The sequence below is a fragment of the Maribacter sp. genome (assembly GCF_039968975.1).
Lineage (GTDB): Bacteria > Bacteroidota > Bacteroidia > Flavobacteriales > Flavobacteriaceae > Maribacter.
Genome location: NZ_JBDVOT010000138.1, coordinates 23,494 through 46,474, shown reverse-complemented (window position 1 = coordinate 46,474; position 22,981 = coordinate 23,494). Strand labels below are relative to the sequence as shown.

General features: G+C 34.9%; 22 protein-coding genes and 1 tRNA gene. 14 read left to right on the top strand and 9 right to left on the bottom strand.

What is annotated here, in order from left to right; translation table 11 throughout:
- Both ABJI11_RS09215 and ABJI11_RS09210 read left to right on the top strand, forming a co-directional pair.
- The coding region (locus tag ABJI11_RS09215; protein WP_348351469.1) for an Ig-like domain-containing protein at positions 1–2,911 on the top strand (2,911 nt) is incomplete at its 5' end.
- Between the two features lie 33 nt (positions 2,912–2,944).
- Entirely contained in the window at positions 2,945–3,883 is a 939-nt protein-coding gene (locus tag ABJI11_RS09210; protein WP_348351471.1) for a type IX secretion system membrane protein PorP/SprF, read from the top strand.
- A 286-nt stretch (positions 3,884–4,169) separates the two neighbouring features.
- Here ABJI11_RS09210 and ABJI11_RS09205 read toward each other — a convergent pair.
- Positions 4,170–4,246: transfer RNA gene (locus tag ABJI11_RS09205), tRNA-Arg, on the bottom strand.
- A gap of 76 nt (positions 4,247–4,322) precedes the next feature.
- Between ABJI11_RS09205 and ABJI11_RS09200 the strand changes: the two genes are divergently transcribed.
- Positions 4,323–4,835 carry an adenine phosphoribosyltransferase gene (locus ABJI11_RS09200; protein ID WP_348351467.1) on the top strand — a complete coding sequence of 171 codons (513 nt, stop codon included), beginning with the start codon at positions 4,323–4,325 and terminating at the stop codon, positions 4,833–4,835.
- Here ABJI11_RS09200 and ABJI11_RS09195 read toward each other — a convergent pair.
- The gene (locus ABJI11_RS09195) at positions 4,832–4,984 is read right to left on the bottom strand and encodes an SsrA-binding protein (protein ID WP_348351465.1); all 153 of its coding nucleotides are present in this window, start codon (positions 4,982–4,984) and stop codon (positions 4,832–4,834) included. The two genes, ABJI11_RS09200 and ABJI11_RS09195, sit on opposite strands and share 4 nt — an antisense overlap.
- Before the next feature lie 580 nt (positions 4,985–5,564).
- On the opposite strand from ABJI11_RS09195, the gene ABJI11_RS09190 reads away from it, so the two are divergent.
- Positions 5,565–6,503 (top strand): calcium/sodium antiporter, encoded by a 939-nt coding sequence (locus tag ABJI11_RS09190; protein ID WP_348351463.1) that lies wholly within the window; start codon positions 5,565–5,567, stop codon positions 6,501–6,503.
- Between the two features lie 80 nt (positions 6,504–6,583).
- Here ABJI11_RS09190 and ABJI11_RS09185 read toward each other — a convergent pair whose 3' ends face one another.
- Positions 6,584–7,606, bottom strand: a complete 1,023-nt coding sequence (locus tag ABJI11_RS09185) for a glutamine synthetase beta-grasp domain-containing protein (protein WP_348351461.1) — start codon at positions 7,604–7,606, stop codon at positions 6,584–6,586.
- A 186-nt stretch (positions 7,607–7,792) separates the two neighbouring features.
- Between ABJI11_RS09185 and ABJI11_RS09180 the strand changes: the two genes are divergently transcribed.
- The 6 genes from ABJI11_RS09180 (at position 7,793) to pyrF (ending at position 14,811) form a co-directional block, all read left to right on the top strand.
- A complete protein-coding gene (locus tag ABJI11_RS09180) occupies positions 7,793–9,979 on the top strand; it encodes a glutamine synthetase III (protein WP_348351459.1) in 2,187 nt (728 codons plus the stop codon).
- A gap of 94 nt (positions 9,980–10,073) precedes the next feature.
- Positions 10,074–11,252 carry an AIR synthase related protein gene (locus ABJI11_RS09175; RefSeq protein ID WP_348351457.1) on the top strand — a complete coding sequence of 393 codons (1,179 nt, stop codon included), beginning with the start codon at positions 10,074–10,076 and terminating at the stop codon, positions 11,250–11,252.
- 52 nt (positions 11,253–11,304) lie between these two features.
- The gene (locus ABJI11_RS09170) at positions 11,305–11,748 is read left to right on the top strand and encodes a Rieske 2Fe-2S domain-containing protein (RefSeq protein WP_348351455.1); all 444 of its coding nucleotides are present in this window, start codon (positions 11,305–11,307) and stop codon (positions 11,746–11,748) included.
- 121 nt (positions 11,749–11,869) lie between these two features.
- Entirely contained in the window at positions 11,870–12,823 is a 954-nt protein-coding gene (locus tag ABJI11_RS09165; protein WP_348351452.1) for an FAD:protein FMN transferase, read from the top strand.
- Between the two features lie 86 nt (positions 12,824–12,909).
- On the top strand, positions 12,910–13,986 hold the full coding sequence (prfA, locus tag ABJI11_RS09160) for a peptide chain release factor 1 (RefSeq protein ID WP_036152745.1): 1,077 nt from the start codon (positions 12,910–12,912) through the stop codon (positions 13,984–13,986).
- Between the two features lie 3 nt (positions 13,987–13,989).
- Positions 13,990–14,811: an orotidine-5'-phosphate decarboxylase gene (gene pyrF, locus ABJI11_RS09155; protein ID WP_348351450.1), complete on the top strand. Its 822-nt coding sequence runs from the start codon at positions 13,990–13,992 to the stop codon at positions 14,809–14,811.
- Here the strand turns inward: pyrF and ABJI11_RS09150 are convergent.
- Entirely contained in the window at positions 14,803–14,994 is a 192-nt protein-coding gene (locus tag ABJI11_RS09150; RefSeq protein WP_276492263.1) for a hypothetical protein, read from the bottom strand. The two genes, pyrF and ABJI11_RS09150, sit on opposite strands and share 9 nt — an antisense overlap.
- Before the next feature lie 225 nt (positions 14,995–15,219).
- Here ABJI11_RS09150 and ABJI11_RS09145 point away from each other — a divergent pair, with 225 nt between their 5' ends.
- Positions 15,220–16,002, top strand: coding sequence for an alpha/beta hydrolase (locus ABJI11_RS09145; RefSeq protein WP_348351448.1), 783 nt, complete (start codon positions 15,220–15,222; stop codon positions 16,000–16,002).
- Between the two features lie 212 nt (positions 16,003–16,214).
- Here the strand turns inward: ABJI11_RS09145 and ABJI11_RS09140 are convergent, their stop codons facing one another.
- The 3 genes from ABJI11_RS09140 to ABJI11_RS09130 all read right to left on the bottom strand — a co-directional run bounded on the left by ABJI11_RS09140 (position 16,215) and on the right by ABJI11_RS09130 (position 18,288).
- The gene (locus ABJI11_RS09140; protein ID WP_348351446.1) at positions 16,215–16,931 is read right to left on the bottom strand and encodes a DUF4197 domain-containing protein; all 717 of its coding nucleotides are present in this window, start codon (positions 16,929–16,931) and stop codon (positions 16,215–16,217) included.
- A 31-nt stretch (positions 16,932–16,962) separates the two neighbouring features.
- Positions 16,963–17,814, bottom strand: a complete 852-nt coding sequence (gene purU, locus ABJI11_RS09135; protein ID WP_348351444.1) for a formyltetrahydrofolate deformylase — start codon at positions 17,812–17,814, stop codon at positions 16,963–16,965.
- A gap of 84 nt (positions 17,815–17,898) precedes the next feature.
- Complete coding sequence (locus tag ABJI11_RS09130) at positions 17,899–18,288, bottom strand: hypothetical protein (RefSeq protein WP_348351442.1); 390 nt, start codon at positions 18,286–18,288, stop codon at positions 17,899–17,901.
- 118 nt (positions 18,289–18,406) lie between these two features.
- On the opposite strand from ABJI11_RS09130, the gene ABJI11_RS09125 reads away from it, so the two are divergent.
- Both ABJI11_RS09125 and ABJI11_RS09120 read left to right on the top strand, forming a co-directional pair.
- On the top strand, positions 18,407–18,856 hold the full coding sequence (locus ABJI11_RS09125; RefSeq protein ID WP_276492268.1) for an Lrp/AsnC family transcriptional regulator: 450 nt from the start codon (positions 18,407–18,409) through the stop codon (positions 18,854–18,856).
- A 103-nt stretch (positions 18,857–18,959) separates the two neighbouring features.
- The gene (locus ABJI11_RS09120; RefSeq protein WP_348351440.1) at positions 18,960–20,375 is read left to right on the top strand and encodes an alpha/beta hydrolase; all 1,416 of its coding nucleotides are present in this window, start codon (positions 18,960–18,962) and stop codon (positions 20,373–20,375) included.
- Here ABJI11_RS09120 and ABJI11_RS09115 read toward each other — a convergent pair.
- On the bottom strand, positions 20,362–21,105 hold the full coding sequence (locus ABJI11_RS09115; protein ID WP_348351438.1) for a DJ-1/PfpI family protein: 744 nt from the start codon (positions 21,103–21,105) through the stop codon (positions 20,362–20,364). The two genes, ABJI11_RS09120 and ABJI11_RS09115, sit on opposite strands and share 14 nt — an antisense overlap.
- Before the next feature lie 68 nt (positions 21,106–21,173).
- Between ABJI11_RS09115 and ABJI11_RS09110 the strand changes: the two genes are divergently transcribed.
- Entirely contained in the window at positions 21,174–21,839 is a 666-nt protein-coding gene (locus tag ABJI11_RS09110) for a DUF1684 domain-containing protein (protein WP_348351436.1), read from the top strand.
- 84 nt (positions 21,840–21,923) lie between these two features.
- Here ABJI11_RS09110 and ABJI11_RS09105 read toward each other — a convergent pair whose 3' ends face one another.
- The gene (locus ABJI11_RS09105) at positions 21,924–22,940 is read right to left on the bottom strand and encodes an outer membrane beta-barrel protein (RefSeq protein ID WP_348351434.1); all 1,017 of its coding nucleotides are present in this window, start codon (positions 22,938–22,940) and stop codon (positions 21,924–21,926) included.
- Positions 22,941–22,981: the final 41 nt, after the last annotated feature.

Genomic DNA, 22,981 nt, shown 5'->3' with positions numbered 1-22,981 from the left:
AGACGGTACCGATTATACGGGTACAGTAGATGCGCTAGGGGATTTCAGTATCGATGTACCGGGAAGCAAACTGGCAGCGGATGCGGATACGACTGTAGATGGTAGTTTGACCACTACCGATACAGCAGGTAACAGTGCTACAGTGAACGATACCAAGACATATAGTGTGGATAATACCGCACCGACTATCACAATAGACGTAGTAGCCGTAGATGATATTATCAACGCAACGGAAGATGATAGCCCGGTGACTATTTCCGGTGAAACTACCAATGTAGAAGATGGACAGATTGTAACCGTAACCTTAAACGGAACAACTTATTCTCCTGTAGTTTCAGGGAATACGTGGACTTTTGATATTACAGCAGTCGAAGCACAAGCTTTAGATGCTACGGAAACTATTACCGCAGATGTTGATGACCTTGCAGGAAACTCGGCAACACAAGCAACAAGAGATATCGAGCATGATGCAATCGTTCCGGTACCGGTATTGGTTATCGACGACATCACTTCGGACAACATTCTAAACGCAGCGGAAGCTGCTGCAGATGTAGCGGTAACAGGAACGGTAACAGGAGACTTCAACGATGGAGACACCGTAACTTTAACCGTTGACGGTACCGATTATGCGGGGACAGTAGATGCACTAGGAGATTTCAGTATCGATGTACCTGGCAGTAAACTGGCAGCCGACCCGGATACCACGATTGACGGAAGCGTAAGCACTACGGATGCCGTAGGTAACAGTGCTACAGCAACTGAAACTAAAACATATACGGTAGATACTGCTGCACCTGCTATTGCAATAAATGTAGTAGCGATTGATGATATTATTAATGCAGCAGAAGATGATAATCCGGTAACAATTAGTGGGACAACAATTAATGTTGAAGATGGGCAGACTGTAACAGTTACTTTAAACGGTGAAACATATACTGCTATAGAAAATGCTGGTACTTGGAGTTTAGATATTCCTGCAGCAGATGCACAAGCACTTCCTGCTAATGCAATCATTACTGCAGACGTAAGCGACCTTGGAGGAAACGCAGCTTCACAGGCGACAAGGGATATTCAACATGATGGAATCGTCCCAATCCCAGTATTGACGATAGACGATATCACTGCGGATAACATTCTAAATGCCACAGAAGCTACTGCTGATGTAGCGGTAACGGGAGCGGTAACAGGTGACTTTAATGATGGAGATACCGTAACCTTGACCGTTGATGGTACAGATTATACCGGTACGGTGAATGCACTTGGTGTGTTCAGTATAGATGTACCGGGAAGTGTATTGTCATCTGATCCAGATACCACGGTCGAAGGAAGTTTAACCACAACCGATGCCGCTGGAAACGAAGGAACGGTAACAGCAACGAAACCTTACGTTGTAGATATAACCGCCCCGGTTCCAGTATTGGCGATAGATGATATCACCGCGGATAACATTTTGAATGCTACTGAAGCAGGAGCTGATGTAGCCGTAACAGGAACGGTAACAGGTGACTTCAATGATGGTGATACGGTTACCTTAACGGTAGACAGCACAGATTACACTGGCACGGTGGATACATTTGGTGTGTTCAGTATAGATGTACCAGGAAGCGCATTGGCAGCTGATTCAAATACCACGGTCGATGGAAGTATAACGACTACGGATACAGCTAGTAATAGTGCTACTATTTCGGAAACTAAGGTTTATATAGTAGACATTCTGGAGCCAGTAACAACATTGACTATTGATGATATAACAGCTGATAATAGTATTAATGTAGAAGAAGCTGGCGCTGATATTCCAATAACAGGAACGGTAACAGGTGACTTCAATGCAAATGATTTGGTGACACTGACTGTAAATGGAAATACATACACAGGTACGGTAGATGCACTAGGTAATTTTAGTGTCGATGTGCCAGGAAGTGATTTGGTAGTAGATACTGATACAGCGGTCGAAATAAGTCTTACTACTTCAGATACATCTGGTAATAGTATTACAATTGCGGAGATTAAAATATATTCGGTTGATGTGGAGAGTAATGACCTTGATAACGATGGACTTACCAATGATGAAGAGATTGCATTAGGGACCGATCCAAATAATCCTGATTCAGATGGAGATAGTATTGATGATGGTCAAGAAATAGATAATGCCACTAACCCTTTAGATGATTGTGATTCTTTAGGTGGTACTCCACTAGCAACTAGTGATTGCGATACTGATGGTTTAACAACTGATGAAGAAGCTGCATTAGGAACAGATCCGGATAATTCAGATACTGACAATGATGGATTAACAGATAGTGAAGAGGTTGAACTTGGAACTGACCCGCTAAATGCAGATACCGATGGAGATACTATAACCGATGGTGAGGAATTAATAGATGATACAAACCCATTGGATGATTGTGATTCTATCAATGGAACACCTTCAGAAACCAGTGATTGTGATAATGACGGATTATCTGCGGATGAAGAAAATACGTTAGGTACAGACCCAGAAAATCAAGATACTGATGGAGATGGGATAGCTGATGGTCAAGAAGTAAGTGATAACACCAACCCATTAGATGGTTGTAGCTCTATCGGAGGAACTCCGCCACTTGGTTCTATTTGTGATATTAGTATAGAAAGTGATTTAATAAATCCGAATAATAATGGAGGTGTATTTACCATTACCAATATTGAAGCCTTCCCTAATAATACGGTAAAGATTTATAACAGATGGGGAGTTTTAGTGTTTGAAACTAATGGTTATGATAATAATGGTAATGCCTTTACTGGATTGTCTAACGGTAGGGTAACCATTAAAAAGAATGATGAACTTCCTGCTGGCGTGTATTTCTATATTATCAATTATACCAATGATACTAAACCTAAAACAATGAACGGTTACTTATATATCAATAGATAATTCAAGCACATACTAAATAATTTTGAATTGATCATAAAAAATATTTTTATAACAGTGTTGCTTATATCTGCATCTAGTTGGTTTGTAAGAGGGCAGCAAGATGCGCAGTATACACAGTATATGTATAATACCATAGCGGTTAACCCTGCCTATGCAGGGTCAAGGGGTGTTCTAAGTATCGCTGCTCTTCATAGATCTCAATGGGTAGGTCTAGATGGTGCACCAACGACGCAGACAATTAATGTGCATAGTCCCATATCCAAACGGTTAGGGCTAGGAGTTTCCATTGTAAATGATGAAATAGGAAACGGGACAAACCAAGACACCTATTTTGATGCTGTTTTCTCCTATACCATTCCAACGTCGGAAGAAGGGAAATTGTCTTTTGGTTTAAAAGCTGGCGGACATTTTCTAAATATAGATTTCAATCGATTGAGAAATTACGATCCATCAAATGCTGCGGTAGGTCAAATGAATATCGACAAGAAATTCTCCCCTAATTTTGGTGCAGGTATATTCTATCATGCCAAACAATTTTATGCAGGGCTGTCAATACCTAATTTTCTTGAAACTGAACATTTTGATTCTACGGGGAGCAGCAATTCGTATTTAGCCCAAGAGCGAATGAACTGGTATTTCATTACAGGCTATGTTTTCGACATTAATCCAGATTTAAAGCTAAAACCAGCATTACTTTTTAAAGCAGTGGAGGGAGCGCCGTTACAAGCTGATATTTCTGGTACAGTATTGTTGAACAATACATTTTCATTAGGTGCCGCTTACAGGTGGGACGCTGCAATTAGTGCTCTGGTGGGGTTTCATTTGAATGAAAAACTAATGTTAGGGTTAGCTTATGATCGTGAAATAACAGAACTTGGAAATACATCCTTTAACGATGGGTCTTTTGAAATATTTTTAAGATTCGAATTCTTTTCCGAACGCAGAAAAATTCTTACACCAAGATTCTTTTAACCGAAAGAGTTATAGCTAAATCTAACTATATTAGATATTTACTTATCATCTTCTGGTGAAATTTTGCTAAATGGTTGAATAAATAAAACAAAGAAGTTCTATATACAATTAATAATTATTGTTGAACAAAAGCTATAGTATACTATCAGTAAATAGTAAAGATAGGTTATCATTCTCAAGAAACTTATAAGAATTTTTAGGATGGCTAATTATCAAAAAAAAGCTGATTTTTTCTACAAATAAAAAACCAGCAATTCCAAAAAGCTTTGAAATGTGCTGGTTTTACTGGTGACCTCGACAGGATTCAAACCTGTAACCTCTTGAGCCGTAATCAAGTGCGCTATTCAGTTGCGCCACGAGGCCATTTTTGTTTTTCCCTTAACGGGGTGCAAATATATTTCTTTTTACATTTACCACAAAATAAAGAACACAATATTAAATGGATTTTAAAAGCTTAATTAGAGATGTGCCTGATTTTCCTAAAGAAGGAGTCGTTTTTAAAGACATAACTTTTTTACTTCAAAACCCTAAAGCACTTAATGAAACAGCAAATGCATTGTATGATTTATTAAACGGTCAAAAGATAGATAAGGTAGTAGGTATGGAAAGCAGAGGATTTATTTTTGGACCTATGTTGGCTCAAAAATTAAATGCTGGTTTTGTACCTGTGCGTAAACCTGGTAAGCTGCCGTCTACCACGGTGAGTGAGACTTATGATTTAGAATATGGTACAGATACATTAGAAATTCATATTGATAGTATTGAGAAAGGGGATAAGGTATTAATACATGATGATGTATTGGCGACTGGGGGTACTGCCAAAGCAACATGTAATTTAATAGAAAAATTGGGTGGAGAAATAGTTCAGTGCAATTTTCTAATTGAACTTACTTTTTTAGAAGGCGTTTCTAAAATTGGTGACTATGCCGTGAAATCTTTGGTTAAATACTAGTCCAACGCTTTTTTGGTAATAAAATATCGCCAACCAATAAGAGCCATTTGTAATTTGCTAGCTTTAGATAAATCTAACTGCTGTTTACTGTAAGAAGGTAATATGGTTTTATTTAGCTTGGCAATTAATTTGTATAGCTTCTTTTTCAATTTAAAATTTTTATAAAAATACATAAATTACTTAACGCTTGATCAAGTCGTTAAGTAGCTATGAATATAATTTTTTAAAAAGTGTTTAGTGTTAAACCAAGGTTACGATTATACTTAAGATTAAGACAACAAGAAGTTTTATTAAAGTAATCATATTTTAAAGTTTTAGTGGTTGATAATTTTTAGATTGTTTTCGAAAGATATCATTGTAGTAGTGTTCCCACAAATAAAAATTGATAAAATAATGATTTTGAATACTAATATGTAAGTGTATAAATCATATTGATTATAATAAATAACATTTATTCTATAAATAAGTTTATTTATGTAAGTGTAATATTGATTTTCATATAAGTTTGTAATAATTGTAGGCTGATTTTGAATGGTATTTAAAAATCGTAGACCTAAAATTCAGTAAAATAACTCAAAAGGTGTCTTTCCATCTTTCTTAGTTAAAAAAAACGATGCTTTATAAGTATCTAGATTTAGTAATTAGTTGGTAGTAGTTTTAGTTTTCAGATGACATCAATTGTCATGTGCCATCACATTTCTTCTAATTATATTTGTCAAAATTCTTTTCATGCAAGATTTCTTATTTATAATTGGCGGGTTAGTATTTCTCATAGCAGGTGGAAACTGGCTATTGAAAGCTGCGGTCGATTTATCGTTAAAGCTCAAAATACCAAAAATCGTAATAGGTATGACGGTCGTATCTTTTGCTACATCGGCGCCAGAGCTTATAGTGAGTATAAACGCGGCTTTAGATGGTTTTCCTGATTTGGCGCTTGGTAATGTGGTGGGTTCAAACATAGCAAATTTAGGTCTGGTACTTGCTATTACTATTCTACTTAGTCCTATAGATGTAAGTAAAAGTTTTTATACTACAGATTGGCCTGTAATGATGATTGCTTCTTTACTTTTCTTTTTCTTTATTTATTTCGATGGCGTAATTCAGCAATATGAGGGTATTGTTATGGTGGTCTTTCTATTCTTCTTTCTAGTGTACCTATTGCGGTTTCAAAAGCCAGCTGTCATAGATGAAGAAGATGAGCCAGATGTTATGATGCCTACTTATAAAACTGCTTTATTTTTAGGATTAGGTGGTGGAGCTCTATGGGGAGGTTCTGAACTATTAATTAGTGGAGCTGTTGGTTTGGCTACTGTATTTGGTGTTAGTGAGCGTGTAATTGCTATAACCATTGTCTCGGTAGGTACAAGTATTCCTGAATTAGCAGCATCTATAATTGCAGTGGTAAAAAAGGAAAAAGCAATTTCATTAGGGAATTTAATAGGTTCTAATATATTCAATTTGCTTGCGGTATTGGGTATTACATCTATTATAACACCAATATCTGTAATGGACGAAGGACTCTTAACAAATGATATCTTCTGGATGTTAGGTATATCTTTCCTTATTCTTCCATTGGTTTTTATACCCAAAGGATTGAGATTGGGGTGGAGAGATGGTCTTGTACTTGTTTCTATTTATTTAGCATTTGTTTATGTCACCATTTCATGAGTTAGTTGAGTAGTGATAAATAAAAAACGCCCTAGAAAAATTCCAAGGCGTTTTTAGTATAATCAACAATTAATTTGGTATTAAATCTTTGCAGTTTTAACCGTTTTAATAATTCTAGCTGCAATTTTATATGGATCACCGTTAGAAGCTGGTCTTCTATCTTCTAACCATCCTTTGTAACCTTTTTCAACAGCAATTAATGGAATACGTATTGAAGCTCCTCTATCTGAAACTCCCCAAGAGAAATCTGTAATAGCAGCAGTTTCATGTAATCCTGTTAAACGTTGGTCGTTAAATTCACCATAAACAGCAATGTGTTCTTTAACAAACGGACGGAAAGATTCACAGATAGCTGCATAAGTTTCTTTAGAACCACAAGTTCTTAATGTCGTGTTAGAGAAGTTTGCATGCATACCAGATCCATTCCAGTCCATGTCCTTACCTAATGGTTTTGGGTGGTACTCAATATAGTAACCATATTTTTCAGTTAATCTGTCAAGTAAATATCTAGCAATCCAGATTTCATCACCTGCTTTCTTTGCACCTTTTGCGAATAATTGAAACTCCCATTGTCCAGAAGCAACCTCTTGGTTGATTCCTTCAAAGTTTAATCCTGCATCGATACATAAATCGGCATGCTCTTCAACTAAACCTCTACCATGGGTATTTTTACCACCTACAGAACAGTAGTACATTCCTTGTGGAGCAGGGTAACCACCAATAGGGAAACCTAAAGGTAATTGTGTTTTAGTGTCCATAATGAAATACTCTTGCTCAAAACCGAACCAGAAATCATCATCTTCATCATCAATCGTAGCTCTACCATTAGATACATGCGGAGTTCCGTCTGCATTCATTACTTCGGTCATAACTAAATAACCGTTAATTCTAGCTGGATCAGGGTATATAGCTACAGGTACTAATAAACAGTCAGATGACCCACCTTCAGCTTGTTTTGTTGAAGATCCATCAAAAGACCAGTTATCTAATTCTTCTAATGTACCTTTAAAATCTTCGTGTTCTTCTACTTTAGTTTTACTCCTTAAGTTTTGAGTTGGAAAGTATCCGTCTAACCACAAGTATTCTAATTTAATTTTAGCCATAATATGTTCGTTATTTTTTAATAAAAGACAAACAAAAATATGTTTTTTATGATTTGGTTGCGTTTTTTTAGGGGGTTAATGTGAAAAAATTAAATTTATTGTTTTATACCCCTATTTTTTATCGGGTATTTTATCATATTTATATTTATTGAACGTAATTTTGCTAAATTAATAATGAATTTAGATATGAAGTCATCAAGATTTACTGCCATAACCGAAAGTCAAAAGCGAAATAGTATTGCTATTGAGGAGAACGGAAGACGAGCAGATTTGTTCGGTATTAATGTGTTCAATGAAAAGAAGATGCTGCAATACCTTACCAAAGATGCCTTAGAAAGTTTAAAAGGTGCTATGGTATCAGGATCTAAAATAGATCGAAAAATTGCTGATCAAGTAGCAGAGGCTATTAAGGGTTGGGCAATTAGTATGGGAGCTACGCATTATACACATTGGTTTCAACCATTAACAGGTTCAACGGCAGAGAAACATGATGCATTTTTTGATCTTTTACCTGACGGCACAGCCTTAGAAAAATTTGGTGGCGGCCAATTGGTGCAGCAAGAGCCAGATGCTTCAAGTTTTCCAAGTGGCGGAATTAGAAATACGTTCGAAGCTAGAGGTTATACTGCTTGGGATCCTTCTTCTCCAGCATTTATTTATGGTACAACATTATGTATACCAACTATTTTTGTTTCATATACGGGTGAAGCTTTGGACAATAAAGCGCCTCTGTTAAGAGCTTTAAGCGCGGTAGATGATGCGGCTACTGCCGTTGCCAAGTATTTTGATAAAACCGTAACAAAGGTCAATGCAACTTTAGGTTGGGAACAAGAATATTTTTTGATTGATAAGGCTCTGGCACATTCTAGGCCAGATATTATGATGACGGGTCGTACTTTGGTGGGTGAGACACCGGCTAAAGGACAACAGCTAGACGATCATTATTTTGGAGTAATACCAAATCGCGTATTGAGTTTCATGAGCGACTTAGAAAAAGAATGTACCAAGCTAGGAATTCCTGTTAAGACAAGACATAATGAGGTGGCTCCAAATCAGTTTGAATTAGCACCTGTTTTTGAAGAGGCCAATCTTGCCATTGATCACAATTTATTATTGATGGATGTAATGGATAAAATTGCTGATAAGCATCATTTTAAAGTGCTTTTCCATGAAAAACCATTTGCAGGTATTAATGGTTCTGGTAAGCATAACAACTGGTCTTTGGCAACAGATACCGGTGTAAATTTATTGAGTCCGGGTTCTACACCAATGAAAAACCTTCAGTTTTTAACATTCTTCATAAATACGATTAAAGCGGTGGATACTTACGAAGAGCTTTTACGTTCTTCAATAGCATCTGCAGGTAACGATCATCGTTTAGGTGCAAATGAAGCCCCACCAGCCATATTTTCAATTTTTGTTGGTTCACAATTAAGTAATGTTTTAGATGAATTAGAAGGTGTTTCTAAAGGGAAATTATCTCCTGAGGAAAAAACGGAGCTAAAACTGAACGTAGTAGGTAAAATCCCTGAAATTTTGATGGATAATACCGATCGTAACAGAACATCTCCTTTTGCTTTTACGGGTAATAAATTTGAAATGCGTGGCGTTGGTGCAAAAATGAATTGTGCCAAACCAATGACCATTTTAAATACCATAGTTGCAAAACAATTAAAAGATTTTAAAAAGGAAGTTGATGTTTTGATCGATAAGAAAAGCTTAAAGAAAGATGAAGCTGTTTTTAACGTATTACGTGAGTATATAAAAACATCTAAACGTATTCGTTTTGATGGTGATGGGTATAGCACGGAGTGGGAAAATGAAGCTAAAAGAAGAAAATTAAGTAATAATAAAAATACTCCAGAGGCTCTAGAAATTTTATCTTCTAAAGATAGTATAGCCTTGTTCGAATCAATGAGCGTAATGAGTCAAGTAGAGGTTAGTGCGCGCCAAGAGGTAGATTTGGAGAATTACATTATGCATTTACAGATAGAGGGTAGGGTGTATAATGAACTGGTGTACGGTTTTATTATGCCGGCAGCATTAGAATATCAAAATAAACTAGTTGAAAATGTGTCTGGTTTAAAAGAGATTTACGGTGCGGCCCATAAAAAGTTCTCAGAAGGACAGTTGACCATGATTGAAGATATTGCAGAACATGTGGTAGGTATAAAAAAAATGGTAGACGCTATGGCAGATGCCCGTAAAAAAGCAAATGCTTTGAAAGACACTAAAAAGAAAGCTGATGCATATTGCCATAATGTAAAGCCATATTTTTCAGAAATAAGAACGCATAGTGATAAGCTAGAAAAATTAATGGACAATAGGTTGTGGCCATTAACTAAGTATAGAGAATTGTTATTTATAGAGTAGTCTTTTTTAATAATAAATAAAATTGAGGGAATTATTAAGCTGTTGAGAGGTTACAGTTTTAATGATTCCCTTATTTTTGCCACAAATTTATATTATGTCCACATCAAGCAGTGAAAGATATCAGCAACGCGGCGTGTCTGCCTCTAAAGAGGATGTACACAACGCTATTAAAAATATTGACAAAGGTCTTTTTCCAAAGGCATTTTGTAAGATAGTACCTGATTATCTGACCGGAGATGAGGAATATTGCTTGGTAATGCATGCAGATGGTGCAGGTACAAAATCTTCATTGGCTTATATGTACTGGAAGGAAACAGGAGATATTTCTGTATGGAAAGGTATTGCACAAGACGCATTGATCATGAATATTGATGATTTGATCTGTGTTGGTGCTACCGATAATATTATGCTTTCTTCTACCATTGGTAGAAATAAAAATAAGATTCCGGGAGAAGTACTTTCGGCTATTATCAATGGAACCGAAGAATTGATCAATGACTTGGGTGAGTTTGGTATTACCATTCGTTCTACTGGTGGTGAAACTGCAGATGTTGGAGATTTGGTTAGAACTATAATAGTAGATTCTACGGTTACTGCTAGATTAAAAAGGAGTGATGTTATCGACAATGCCAATATTAAGGCTGGTGATGTTATCGTTGGTCTGGAATCATTTGGTCAGGCCAATTATGAAAAGGAATATAATGGCGGAATGGGAAGTAACGGATTAACCTCTGCTCGTCATGATGTTTTTTCTAACTATTTAGCAGATAAATTCCCAGAAAGTTTTGATGCTGAAGTACCTAAAGATCTTGTTTATTCTGGTGATGTGAAGTTGACCGACGAAGTAGAGAATTCACCAATAGATGCAGGTAAATTAGTGTTGTCTCCAACACGAACATATGCGCCAATAGTTAAAAAAATTCTTTCGAAATATAGCTCAAATGAAATCCATGGAATGATTCACTGTAGTGGTGGGGCCCAGACCAAAATTCTTCATTTTATTGATGAATTGCATGTGGTCAAAGATAACTTGTTTGATGTGCCGCCACTTTTTCAATTAATTCAAGAACAGTCTGGTACAGATTGGAAAGAGATGTATAAAGTGTTTAATTGTGGTCATAGATTAGAGTTTTACCTTCCTGAAGATGTCGCAAATGATATCATTGAAATTTCAAAAAGCTTTGGTGTAAATGCTCAGATTATCGGTAGGGTGGAGTCGTCAGATTCAAAAAAACTGACAATTTCAAGTAAGTACGGCAGCTTTGTGTATTAAGACATACGATTAACGTAAATATATCGTTCTTTTTGTATAAACCTATCTTGCTATGGAAAGAAAAGAATTTTTACGAACACTAGGCGCTAGTGCTGCATTTGCAATAACTTTTCCTTGTTTGGGCAGTTGTTCAAAAGATAGCGAAGTTGAAGGCGATATTGTAACCCCGCCAACAGATATAGATTTCACCATTGATCTTGAATCTTCAGAAGCAGAAAAACTAGCTAATAATGGCGGCTTCATTCTAAAAAACTTAGTTGTAGTTGTCAAGAACTTAGAAGGTGAATTTGTTGCTGCTACACAAATTTGTAGTCATGAGCAATATGATCAAGTACGATTTGTAAATCAAGATGGTGGTATATTCTATTGTGATGTTCATGGGTCTAAATTCTCTCAAACTGGTACACCTTTAAATGAAATACCCAATAGTACATCAAAAGCATTAAAAATTTATAATACATCTTTAGAGGGTTCTATATTGCGTGTTTATGAGTAATTAGTGCGCAATAAATAAATTATAAAAACTACACCAACCTAACTTATTTATTCTTTGTGACCATAATGACCCTCAATTAGAGAAGTAAGTGAAAAAGATTTTTGTCTTATTAATATGTTTAATGACCTGCTATATGTACGGTCAAGAGAAAAGGTACGTAACGGTCAAAAAGTCTTATGAGGTAATGGGCGGTGAATTTGATATTACCGTAATATCTGAAGATGAAGAGTTAGGGTATATTTATATTCAAGAAGCATTGGCAGAAGTGCAAAGAATAGAAAAACTTATATCTTCTTGGGATGCGGACTCTGAAACTAGTTTAATCAATAAAAATGCAGGTATAAAACCTGTACCTGTTAGTTGGGAGTTATATAAACTTATAGAACGATCTATTTTGTTATCTGAAATAACCAACGGTGCTTTTGATATTACTTTTACACCATTAAATCATATTTGGAAACTTGATGGTACTATGGAAGATGTACCTTCTTCAACCGAAGTGAAAAATGTAAAGAATAAGGTGGGTTACAAAAACATTGTTCTAAATGGTAAAGATCAAACTGTTTTCTTGAGCAAAAAAGGAATGCGAATTTCGTTTGGTGGTATTGGTAAAGGTTTTGCAGCCGATAAGGCAAAAGCTCTTTTGGTGTCTAATGATGTTAAGGCAGGTATTATTAATATTGCTGGAGATATCACTACATGGGGTACAAAAATTACAGGAGATAAATGGCTCATTGGGGTAATGAACCCTAATCAAAAAGGTGATATATCATCATGGATACCTATTTTAGAGTCCTCAGTGGCAACCACTAGTGGTGATGGTAATTTTGTAATGTCAGGGAACAATAAATACACCCATATTATGAATCCTAAAACAGGATATCCTGCTGTTGGTGTTAATAGTGTGTCTGTATTTGCCAAAAGTGCTGAAACATCAGACGCTTTGGCTACTTCTATTTTTGTAATGGGGCTTGATGCCGGGCTCGCATTGATCAATCAATTAGGCGATACTGAAGTAATTATCGTTGATAGTGCCAATAAAATGCATAAAAGCAACGGGGTCTTGCTTAACTAGTTTTCATTTTTTAATTCTTACCATAATAATCCCTCTAGGGTGTCTATAATTTTATTGTAAATTTGCCATACAAGTGAAGTAAGCATATGATAGATAAGTTAAACATCGTAAAACAACGTTTTGATGAGGTTTCAGACCTTATAATTCAACCGGATATTATATCCGATCAGAGTAAATATGTGAAGCTCACAAAAGAATATAAGGATCTTAAAGATTTAATGGATAAGCGAGAAGAATATCTTGAGCTTACCAATAATATTGCCGAAGCAGAAGAAATTATTGCTGATGGTAGTGATGCGGAAATGCTAGAAATGGCAAAAATGCAAATGGATGAAGCTAAAGCAGGATTGCCGAAGCTAGAGGAGGATATAAAATTGATGTTGATTCCTAAAGATCCTGAAGATGCAAAAGATGTCGTTGTTGAAATTAGAGCTGGAACGGGTGGTGATGAAGCAAGTATTTTTGCGGGCGATCTTTTTAGAATGTACACCAAGTATTGTGAAGGTAAAGGGTGGAAAACCAATGTAATAGACCTTAGTGAAGGTACTAGTGGTGGTTATAAAGAAATACAATTTGAAGTTTCTGGAGCAAACGTTTATGGAACTTTGAAGTTTGAAGCGGGTGTTCACCGTGTGCAACGTGTGCCACAAACAGAAACTCAGGGTAGAGTACATACTAGTGCAGCTACTGTAATGGTTTTGCCTGAAGCAGAAGATTTTGATGTACAGATAGATCCAAAAGATGTGAGAATAGATTTCTTCTGTTCTTCTGGTCCTGGTGGTCAGTCTGTAAACACAACTTATTCTGCTGTTCGTTTAACCCACATCCCAACCGGGTTGATTGCACAATGTCAAGATCAAAAATCACAACACAAGAATAAGGATAAGGCATTTAGGGTTCTTCGTTCTAGATTGTATGATTTAGAATTGGCGAAGAAACAAGAAGAAGATGCCGCTAAACGAAATTCTCAAGTTAGTAGTGGTGACCGCTCTGCAAAGATTAGAACGTATAACTACCCTCAGGGTAGGGTAACCGATCACCGTATTGGACTTACGTTATATGATTTGTCCAATATTATAGATGGTGACATTCAAAGAATAATAGACGAACTTAGTTTTGTAGAGAATACGGAGAAATTGAGGGAAGCCTCTGAGATATTTTAAGCTATGACCACTCAAGAGTTAGTTGCCCAAATACATAAAAAACAATCTTTTTTATGTATTGGTTTAGATACAGATCTAGAAAAGATTCCATCATACTTATTGGAAGATGAAGATCCTATTTTTGCATTCAACAAAGCTATAATAGATGCTACACATGAACTGTGCGTAGCATATAAACCAAACATTGCTTTTTATGAAGCATACGGAGTTCAAGGTTGGTCGGCATTACGTAAGACAATCAAATACTTAAACGAAAACTATCCAGATATATTTACCATTGCAGATGCAAAAAGAGGAGATATAGGAAACACTTCTACTAGATATGCCAAGGCATTTTTTGAAGATTTAAATTTCGATTCTATTACTATAGCTCCTTATATGGGGAGAGATTCTGTTGAGCCCTTTTTGGCGTTTAAAGACAAGCATACAATTTTACTTGCTTTAACTTCCAATCAAGGTGCTTTTGATTTTCAAACTAAAAAGATAGACGGTAAGGAACTTTATAAAGAAGTATTATCGGTATCTACAACATATGAAGGTGCTGAGAATCTAATGTACGTGGTAGGTGCCACTAAAGCAGAATATCTTACTGAAATACGTAAAATTATACCAAATAGCTTTTTGTTGGTGCCAGGGGTAGGGGCGCAAGGAGGAAGCCTAAAAGAGGTTTGTAAATATGGGATGTCTGAAAATGTAGGGCTCTTAATCAATTCTTCTCGCGGAATAATATACGCATCTGATCAAGAAAATTTTGCAGATGCCGCTAGAGCTAAGGCAGAAGAATTACAGCAGGCAATGAAAATGGAACTAGAAAGATTAAACTAAATCTTCTAAGGTTCTTTTGATTCTTTGTGCTTTTGATTCGAAAAATTCTCCTAATTGAGTGTTTGACTGAATGTCAGAAGCTTTTTCTATAAATGTCTGATATTGATACTCCAATAAGCTTATGATATCGTTATTTGCCTCCATTGGTGTTACCGATCCTACCTTACAATACTGCTTGTTCATTATACTATATTTATGTTCTTACAAATATACGTTCAGAATCAAGTTTTGGACGTGGGTATGTTGAGTTGTACATCTAATTAATAGGTAATATGTCTTTTTTTTAACATTTATGTAGCTGATAACTTAAAAGGTTGTTCATTTTGTGTGAAATTTGATTATCCTAAATGTTATATCAAAAAGAATTAATACATTGTAAATTAACTGTCTTTTAAAGAAATTTTCAATTTGCTTCATTATATAACATATCAACATAAAACATCTACCACTTGGGTTACATTTGTACACGGTGCAGGTGGCAGTTCTTCTATTTGGTATAAGCAGATAAGAGAGTTCAAAAAACATTTCAACGTACTGCTTTTAGATTTAAGGGGGCATGGTAATTCAAAACCAAGTCTTAAGAATGTATTTGATGAAAAATACACTTTCGATGTTATAACTAACGATATAGTAGAGGTTATTGATCATGAAAAGATTGAAAAATCACATTTTGTAGGTATATCTCTTGGTACTATACTAATTAGAAATTTAGCAGAAAATTACCCAGAGCGAGTAGAAAGTATGGTAATGGGCGGTGCAATTATGAAATTAAATTTACGCTCACAAATATTAATGAAACTAGGTATTATTTTTAAAACTGTAATACCTTATTTATGGCTTTATAAGTTTTTTGCCATTATTATAATGCCTAATAAGAACCATAGAGAGTCTAGGTTGCTATTTGTCCGTGAGGCAAAGAAATTATACCAAAAAGAGTTTATTAGATGGTTTAAGCTCACTTCAGAGATTAATCCGCTGCTTCAATTCTTTAGATCTGCAGATATAAAAATACCTACACTATATGTTATGGGCGAAGAAGATTATTTGTTCTTGCCAAGTATTCGCAAAATTGCAAAATCTCATGAGCTTTCAAAGTTGATCGTGGTTGAGGACTGTGGTCACGTAGTAAATGTGGAACAGCCTAATTTTTTTAATGAGAAAGTGGTATCTTATTTAGTAGGACAGAATTAATAAAAGTTTGAAGCTATTGTTGAGCGTCAACTACGTATTTTAGACTTTTTATTTGGGTTAAAAACAAAAAAAACCGATGCTCCCACCGGTTTTTAACTAACTAACTAACTCAAAAAATAACTAACTCAAAAAATTGAAAATGAATGCTTTAATGTTGTTCTGTTTAATTTTAACGCATAACTTTTTAAGTTATTGTAAGAGCTAAAGAAAATCTAATTTTTATCTTGAAGAGCAAATACTTTTTTAAGTACATCTGTTGTTCTTGAAGAATATTTTGTTCTAATTTCCTCTTCTTCTACAGCTATCATTTTATAAACTCCAGATAATGCTTCTTCTGTAACATAATCAGTTAAATCAGGATTTATATTATTTGTAAGCGGTATAGAATTGTACTTTGTAATGATTGAGCTCCAAATTTTATCTGCTCCTACTTTTTTAAATGACTCACTAATAACCGGGTTGAATTTTGCGTACAACTCAGTATTTGTTTTAGTTTCTAAATAAGTAGTTGCTGCGTCATCACTTCCTAATAATATATTTTTTGCATCTGCAAAAGACATTTCTTTAACGGCATTTACGAAAATAGGTGTGGCTTCTGAAACAGCATCTTCAGCAGCACGATTTAAAACTTTTAATCCTTCATCTGCTAAGCTACCCAATCCTATATCGCGTAAAGTTTTATCAACCTTTTGTAAATCTTCTGGTAAAAGAATTTTTACCAATTCATTTTTGTAGAATCCGTCAGTAGCGGTTAATTTACTAACCTGTTTTTCAATACCTAGGTCAAGAGCTTCTTTTAATCCGTTGGCAATGGTTTCGTTACTTAAAACGCCTTCAGTGGAAGTTGGTAATTGATTTACAACTTGTTGTAATTCTGCACATGATACTATTACCAACATGCAAATAGCTAAGCTTACTTTTTTAATCATCTTATTAATATTTATTTAGAGTCTATTTTACTTACGAGAATATTATAGTTTTATTGTTGTATACCATTGTTTTACGTGCAATATGTAGTTTTACACCTCTTGAAAGAACTATTTTTTCCAAATCCCTACCTTTTGCAATGAAATCTGTAATAGAGTGGGAGTGGGTTACCGTGGTTACATCTTGCTCAATGATTGGACCGGCATCTAGTTCTTCTGTTACATAATGACTAGTTGCGCCTATAATTTTCACACCTCTTTTAAATGCTGCGTGATATGGTTTTGCTCCGGCAAACGCAGGTAAAAATGAATGGTGAATATTTATAATTTTATTTGGAAATTTATTGATAAGCGTTCCGCTTACTATTTGCATATACCTGGCCAAAACAATGAAGTCAATATCATATTTTTCTAGTAATGTCAATTGTTCTTGTTCCGCTTCATTTCTATTCTCTTTAGTAAAAGGTATATGGTAGAATGGAATATTGAATTGATCTGCAATATCTTTAAGGTCATTGTGGTTGCTTAAAATAAAAGGTATCTCAACTGCTAGTTCACCAGAACGATACCTGCTTAACAAGTCATAAAGGCAATGTTTGTACTTAGATACGAAAATGGCCATTTTAGGCAATTTATCATCTGTATGTAAGCTCCATTTCATATTATAAGCAGAAGCTAACTCCTTTTGAAAAAGAGATTTAAAGTGTTCTAAATCAGAGAAGTCTTCTTCGAACTCAACTACGGTACGCATAAAGAATACGTTGGCAGATTTATCTACATGCTGGTCAAGGTAAACAATGTTACCTTTGTTTTTACTTATAAATCCGGTTACGGTGCATATAATACCTGCTTGATCTGGACAATGAACGAGAATTGTTGTTTTCAATGGAAGTTTATTATGGCTTCAAAAATAGCTCATAATTCTTAAATCGCCTGCTATATCTCGTAATTTGGGAAGAATTTAAAACGATTAAGAGTGCTCGGATTTCCAAGCTTTATAAGATTTTCTAAAACTTTTTATCTCTTTTCTTAATAGATTGATGTACTCCGTTTCTTTTACACCATGTTTTTCTAAGCCTATACAATAAGAGTTGATATTTCTTATAATAATATTTATGTAAGAAATGGTTTCTAGACGTTCATTGCTACAATTAGAATATTCTACCTGTGCAATTTTTTGAGGTATTAAAATAGAATCTGTTAAGATAGAATTGGCCATTATATCCCTAAGACTTTTTGATTCGCATAGGCGCATTAAATCTTTATTAAAAGATACATATGAGGCAATCTCTCTACTCATTGTGCAGAGCTCCAATGCTTTCCTGTAAATAGGTAAATGTCTTAAACTTCGATATGCCATTATGTGGGGTGTAATTAGCGTCATATAAAATTACGTTAGTTATTTGTAAATTTTCTATTGAATAGAAACGTAATTTGTATTTTTACCTTTGATAACAAATAATTAAACAGAAAAACTTTTGAATCCAAAGATTGATGAGCTTAATTGGAAAATACTAAAGCAATTGCAGGATAATGCTAGAGAATCTTTTGCGAATATTGGTCGCACGGTAGGGCTAACAGCGCCTGCAGTAGCTGAGCGTGTTAAGAAAATGGAGGATCTTGGTATTATACATGGCTACAAGGCTACCGTATCTCATGCATTGACAGGGCACCAATTAAAAGCAATAATTACATTACGCGCTTTTATGGGGAAATTAAAACCTTTTTTGGCTGTGGTACCAACTTTGCAAGAGGTTATAAATTGCTATAGAATAACTGGTAATGAGAATATAGTTATGGAGGTGGTATTGAAAGATCAATTCCATTTAGAAAAATTTATTGATAAGCTCATTCAATATGGCGAAACCAGAACACATATTGTATTGTCGCAAGTAATTTCAAATGCCCCAATGCATAAAATAAAATAGAATTTCTATAATTGTTTTAACTAGATTTAAGTTGTATTTGTAATTTGAATTTAAAAGACAATTGATTAAATATTATTTTGGCTAGATTTTTGATGCAAAATAAATGATGAAAAAAATACTACTCTTTGCCTTTGTTTTGATTTCGTGGACTTCTTTTGCTCAAGAGCTTAGACTTTTAAGAGGTGCCATTACAGAAAATTTAATAGTGAATGATTCTGTCAGCGAAACGTATTCACTTTATTTACCTACAGATTTTGAAGTAAACAAACCTTGGCCTGTAGTTTTTGTGATGGATTTAGATGGTAAAGGAAAGGCGGCAGTTTCTATGTTGATCAATGCCGCAGAGAAAGAAGGTTATGTATTGGCAAGTTCCAATAATATAAGTGATTCTCTATCTATTGCAGAGAACGTTTTGGTTGCAAATAGAATGTTCAATTCTGTATTTAATACGATACCTACGGCAAAAAATCGTACGTACACGGCTGGGTTTTCCAGTGGCGCAATGTTCGCATCTATTTTACCAACGTTTGTTAGGGAAATAAAAGGCGTTATTTCAATTGGTGCATCTGTAGGGAATGTTGAAATATTGAATGTAAAACAACCTTTTCAGTTTATTGGTTTGGTCAATAGGTCAGATTATAATTTTACTGAGATGTATAATGCTAAACAGACACTTAACAAGTTGAAATTTCCGAATGAATTATTGGTGTTTGATAGTGAGCGTAACCTGCCGGAAAAAGATATAATAGCTAAAGCGTTTAGAATGCTAACATTGACCAGTATGGCAAAGGGTCATTTGCAGCGAAACGACAGTTTAATCAATGCATCATATAATGAGTTTTTGGTAGATGTTAATACTAATGCTTCTAAGCAAAAGCCATTATTGGCAACATATCAAATGTTAGATATGGAGAAAATATTCTATCCTTTAATGGAACTGGACTCTTTGAAGGCCTCGCAAAAAGTATTGAGAAGAAGCACCTCTTACAGGCAGGCCAACAGAAGTCAGAATAGTTATTTTCTGAAAGAGTCGTTTACTAAAGAGGATTATAGCTATTATTTGGAAGAAGATATCATTTCATATAACTATACCAATTTAGGTTGGTGGAATTATCAGATGGATGAACTAAGCAAATTAGATAAAAGTACTAATCTGTTTGAGCGTCAAATGTCTGCTAGGTTAAGAGGTTATATTAATGCCTTGGTTTCTGATAATATCGATTTTATAGCTGCAGATGAAAAGGTTGATTGGGAGGCTTTAAACTTGTTGAACATGATAAAAACTATAACTGCACCAACTGAGCATGAAGGTTATTTAAATGTCATATCCGCTAGTTCTAAAATGGAAGATTATGGTACGGCACTTTTTTATCTGGAAGAACTTTTGAAAACAGGATACTCTGATGAGCAAAAGCTGTATTCAATAGAGCATACATCATTGTTTAAAATTATGCCAGAGTTTAATGAGATGATAAAAAAGTATCTAAAAGATGCTAGATATGATGTTATTGAACAGTAAGGTGTGGCACCTTTTTTAGATCCCAATCTATGACCAATCCTTTTGCTAAAGATTTGGTAATTTCTTTTCCATAAAGCACTTCACAAAGGTATAGGGCTGCTTCAAAGCTTTTAGCTCCGCCTGCAGAGGTAATGTATTTTCCGTCGTGAACAAATAAGACATTGTCTTTTATATTCAGATTAGGAAACATCTTTCTGTAATTTTCCACATCGCTAGGGAAGGTGGTTGAAGCAACTGAATCTAAAATTCCTGTCTTAGCCAAGGGGAAGGCTCCGTCGCAGTGGCTTGTCATATAAATAGCGGTTTCATCGACTTTTTTTATGAAATCTAACATTACAGTGTCTTCCAAATCACTGTCCATGGAATGTTCTGCGCTAGGTACTACTAAAATATCTATTCTAGGCAACTCATCTTTTGTGTAGTCATAATCTGGTAGTATACGTACTCCCTCAAAAGTGGTGATGGCTTCTAAAGTGTTGGCAACTATAAAAGTATTCATTGCCTTTATATTTTTTCTATATTTTGTATGTTGAAAAATATCGAATGGTGCCGTAAATTCAGTATTAAAAGTGCCATCCATAATAAGAAAGGCAACGTTGTAACTTTCAGGGTTTAGCTCTGGCATTACTCTAATTTCTTCTACAACAGCCACTTTTTCAGTTGCTGTCTTATGTTCGTTACAACTGAATAGGGTTAAAAGTAAAATCGGCAGTACATGTATAAATTTCATATTTAAAAAGTATAAGGTTCTAAAGTACGATTATATGTAAAATAACTTACAATGAATAAATTGTATTTTTGAAGCGTAAAGGAAGAAATATGAGATTATGTATTGCAGTTTTGGTTTTGGGAATGTTTGTTTCATGCGGACAAGGAAAGAAATATCACGATGTAAAAGATGAAGCCGTTTCTACTGCAACATCAAATAAATTAACGGATATTTTAATTTTTCAGAAAGAATTAAATGCTGAATTTAAAGATCCTGAAACTTCTCCATTAGCGGATCGATTTCGAATTGATTTTGAAACTTTAGATTTCTTTGAGCCAGATACCAGTTATGTAATTGAGGCAGAATTTATAAGAACTCCAGAAGCTTTGCCGTTTTCAATGCCTACTACTACAGATAGGGAGTCTACAGAGGTAGTGTATGCTATCGCAAAGTTTTCTATTAATGGAAAAGCACATGAATTGGAAATTTATCAATCTCCTGATTTAATTACGCAAGAAAAATATGAGGATTACCTGTTTTTACCATTTACGGATAATACAAATGGTGAAGAGACTTATGGTGGTGGTAGGTATTTAGATTTAAGAATTCCTGATGGTAATACCATTATTCTTGATTTTAACAAAGCATATAATCCTTACTGTGCCTACAATAAGAAATTTAGTTGTCCTTTAGTACCTGCTGTTAATAATTTAGATATTGAAATTAAGGTAGGGGTAAAGGCTTTTAAGCATTAATTACAGATAATAAAAAACCTCGGCAATACTTGCCGAGGTTTTAAAACTTAAACTATAAAATCAACCATTAATTTTATCTACAACTTAGAAAGAATAAACTGCTGCAACTAAGAAAGAAGATAAGCTTTTAGAAGCTGCACCATCTGCATCGAAATAAGGCTCAACATCGCTACCCCAAGAATCTAATCTGATTTCTGGCTTAATTGTTAAGTTTTCTACTGAATAGCTACCTGTTAATGTTAAACCTAATACATTTGGGTTATCTACGCCAGGTGTATCTAAATCAACAGCAAAGTATTCACCTCTTAAACCAATAGAAAAATCATCTGAAGTAGCATACTGTGGGTAAAGCGCAACGCCTGAGAAACCTGCACCGTCGTTGTCAGCATAAGCAGCATTTATTCCTAAATAGAAATCTTCAGAAAGATCAAAACCACCTGTGTAATCAACTTCAAAACCTAAAGCTTCACCACCATCGTAGTAGAAGTTAAGGTATTGACCAGAATAACCTAATTGAGCACCAGCTGAATAAGCACCCGTTAAGTTATTGTTAGTGTCAGTTACATTCATAATAGCTAACATTAAACTGAAATCATCAGAAAGTGCAAAATCAGCTTTTAAACCAACGTGAGAGAAAGGTCCGCTAGAAAATAAGTAAGATGTGCTGTAGTTAAAGTTACCTACAGGTGAAATTACTTCGTATCCTAAGTAAGTGTTGAATCTACCCATTGTTAAAGTAGTACCATCAGATACATTCCAGTATGCATAAAGTTGGTTAAGGTTGTATCCACCAACAGCATCTTCTCCTCTTGGTCCAAAAACTACATCAGCAACTACACCTGTTTTTTCGCCTTCGTAAGCAGCAACTATATTTGCCATACCTAGTGCAAAACCTAATTCATTCGCAAAAGAACTACCGAATGATTGTGCTGTTGCGTCTGATGCACTTAAGTTAGTTTGATAGTAAGCATCAACAGAACCGCTAATGCTAATCTTTTTCTCTTCTTCATCTTCCTGAGCTACTACGCCAGCAGCTGTAAAAAGCATAAGACCTGTTGCAAAAATATTTTTTACGTACTTTGTATTTATAATCGTTTTCATAAGTTTTGAATTTTATCCCTTTTAGGAATGAATTAAATTGA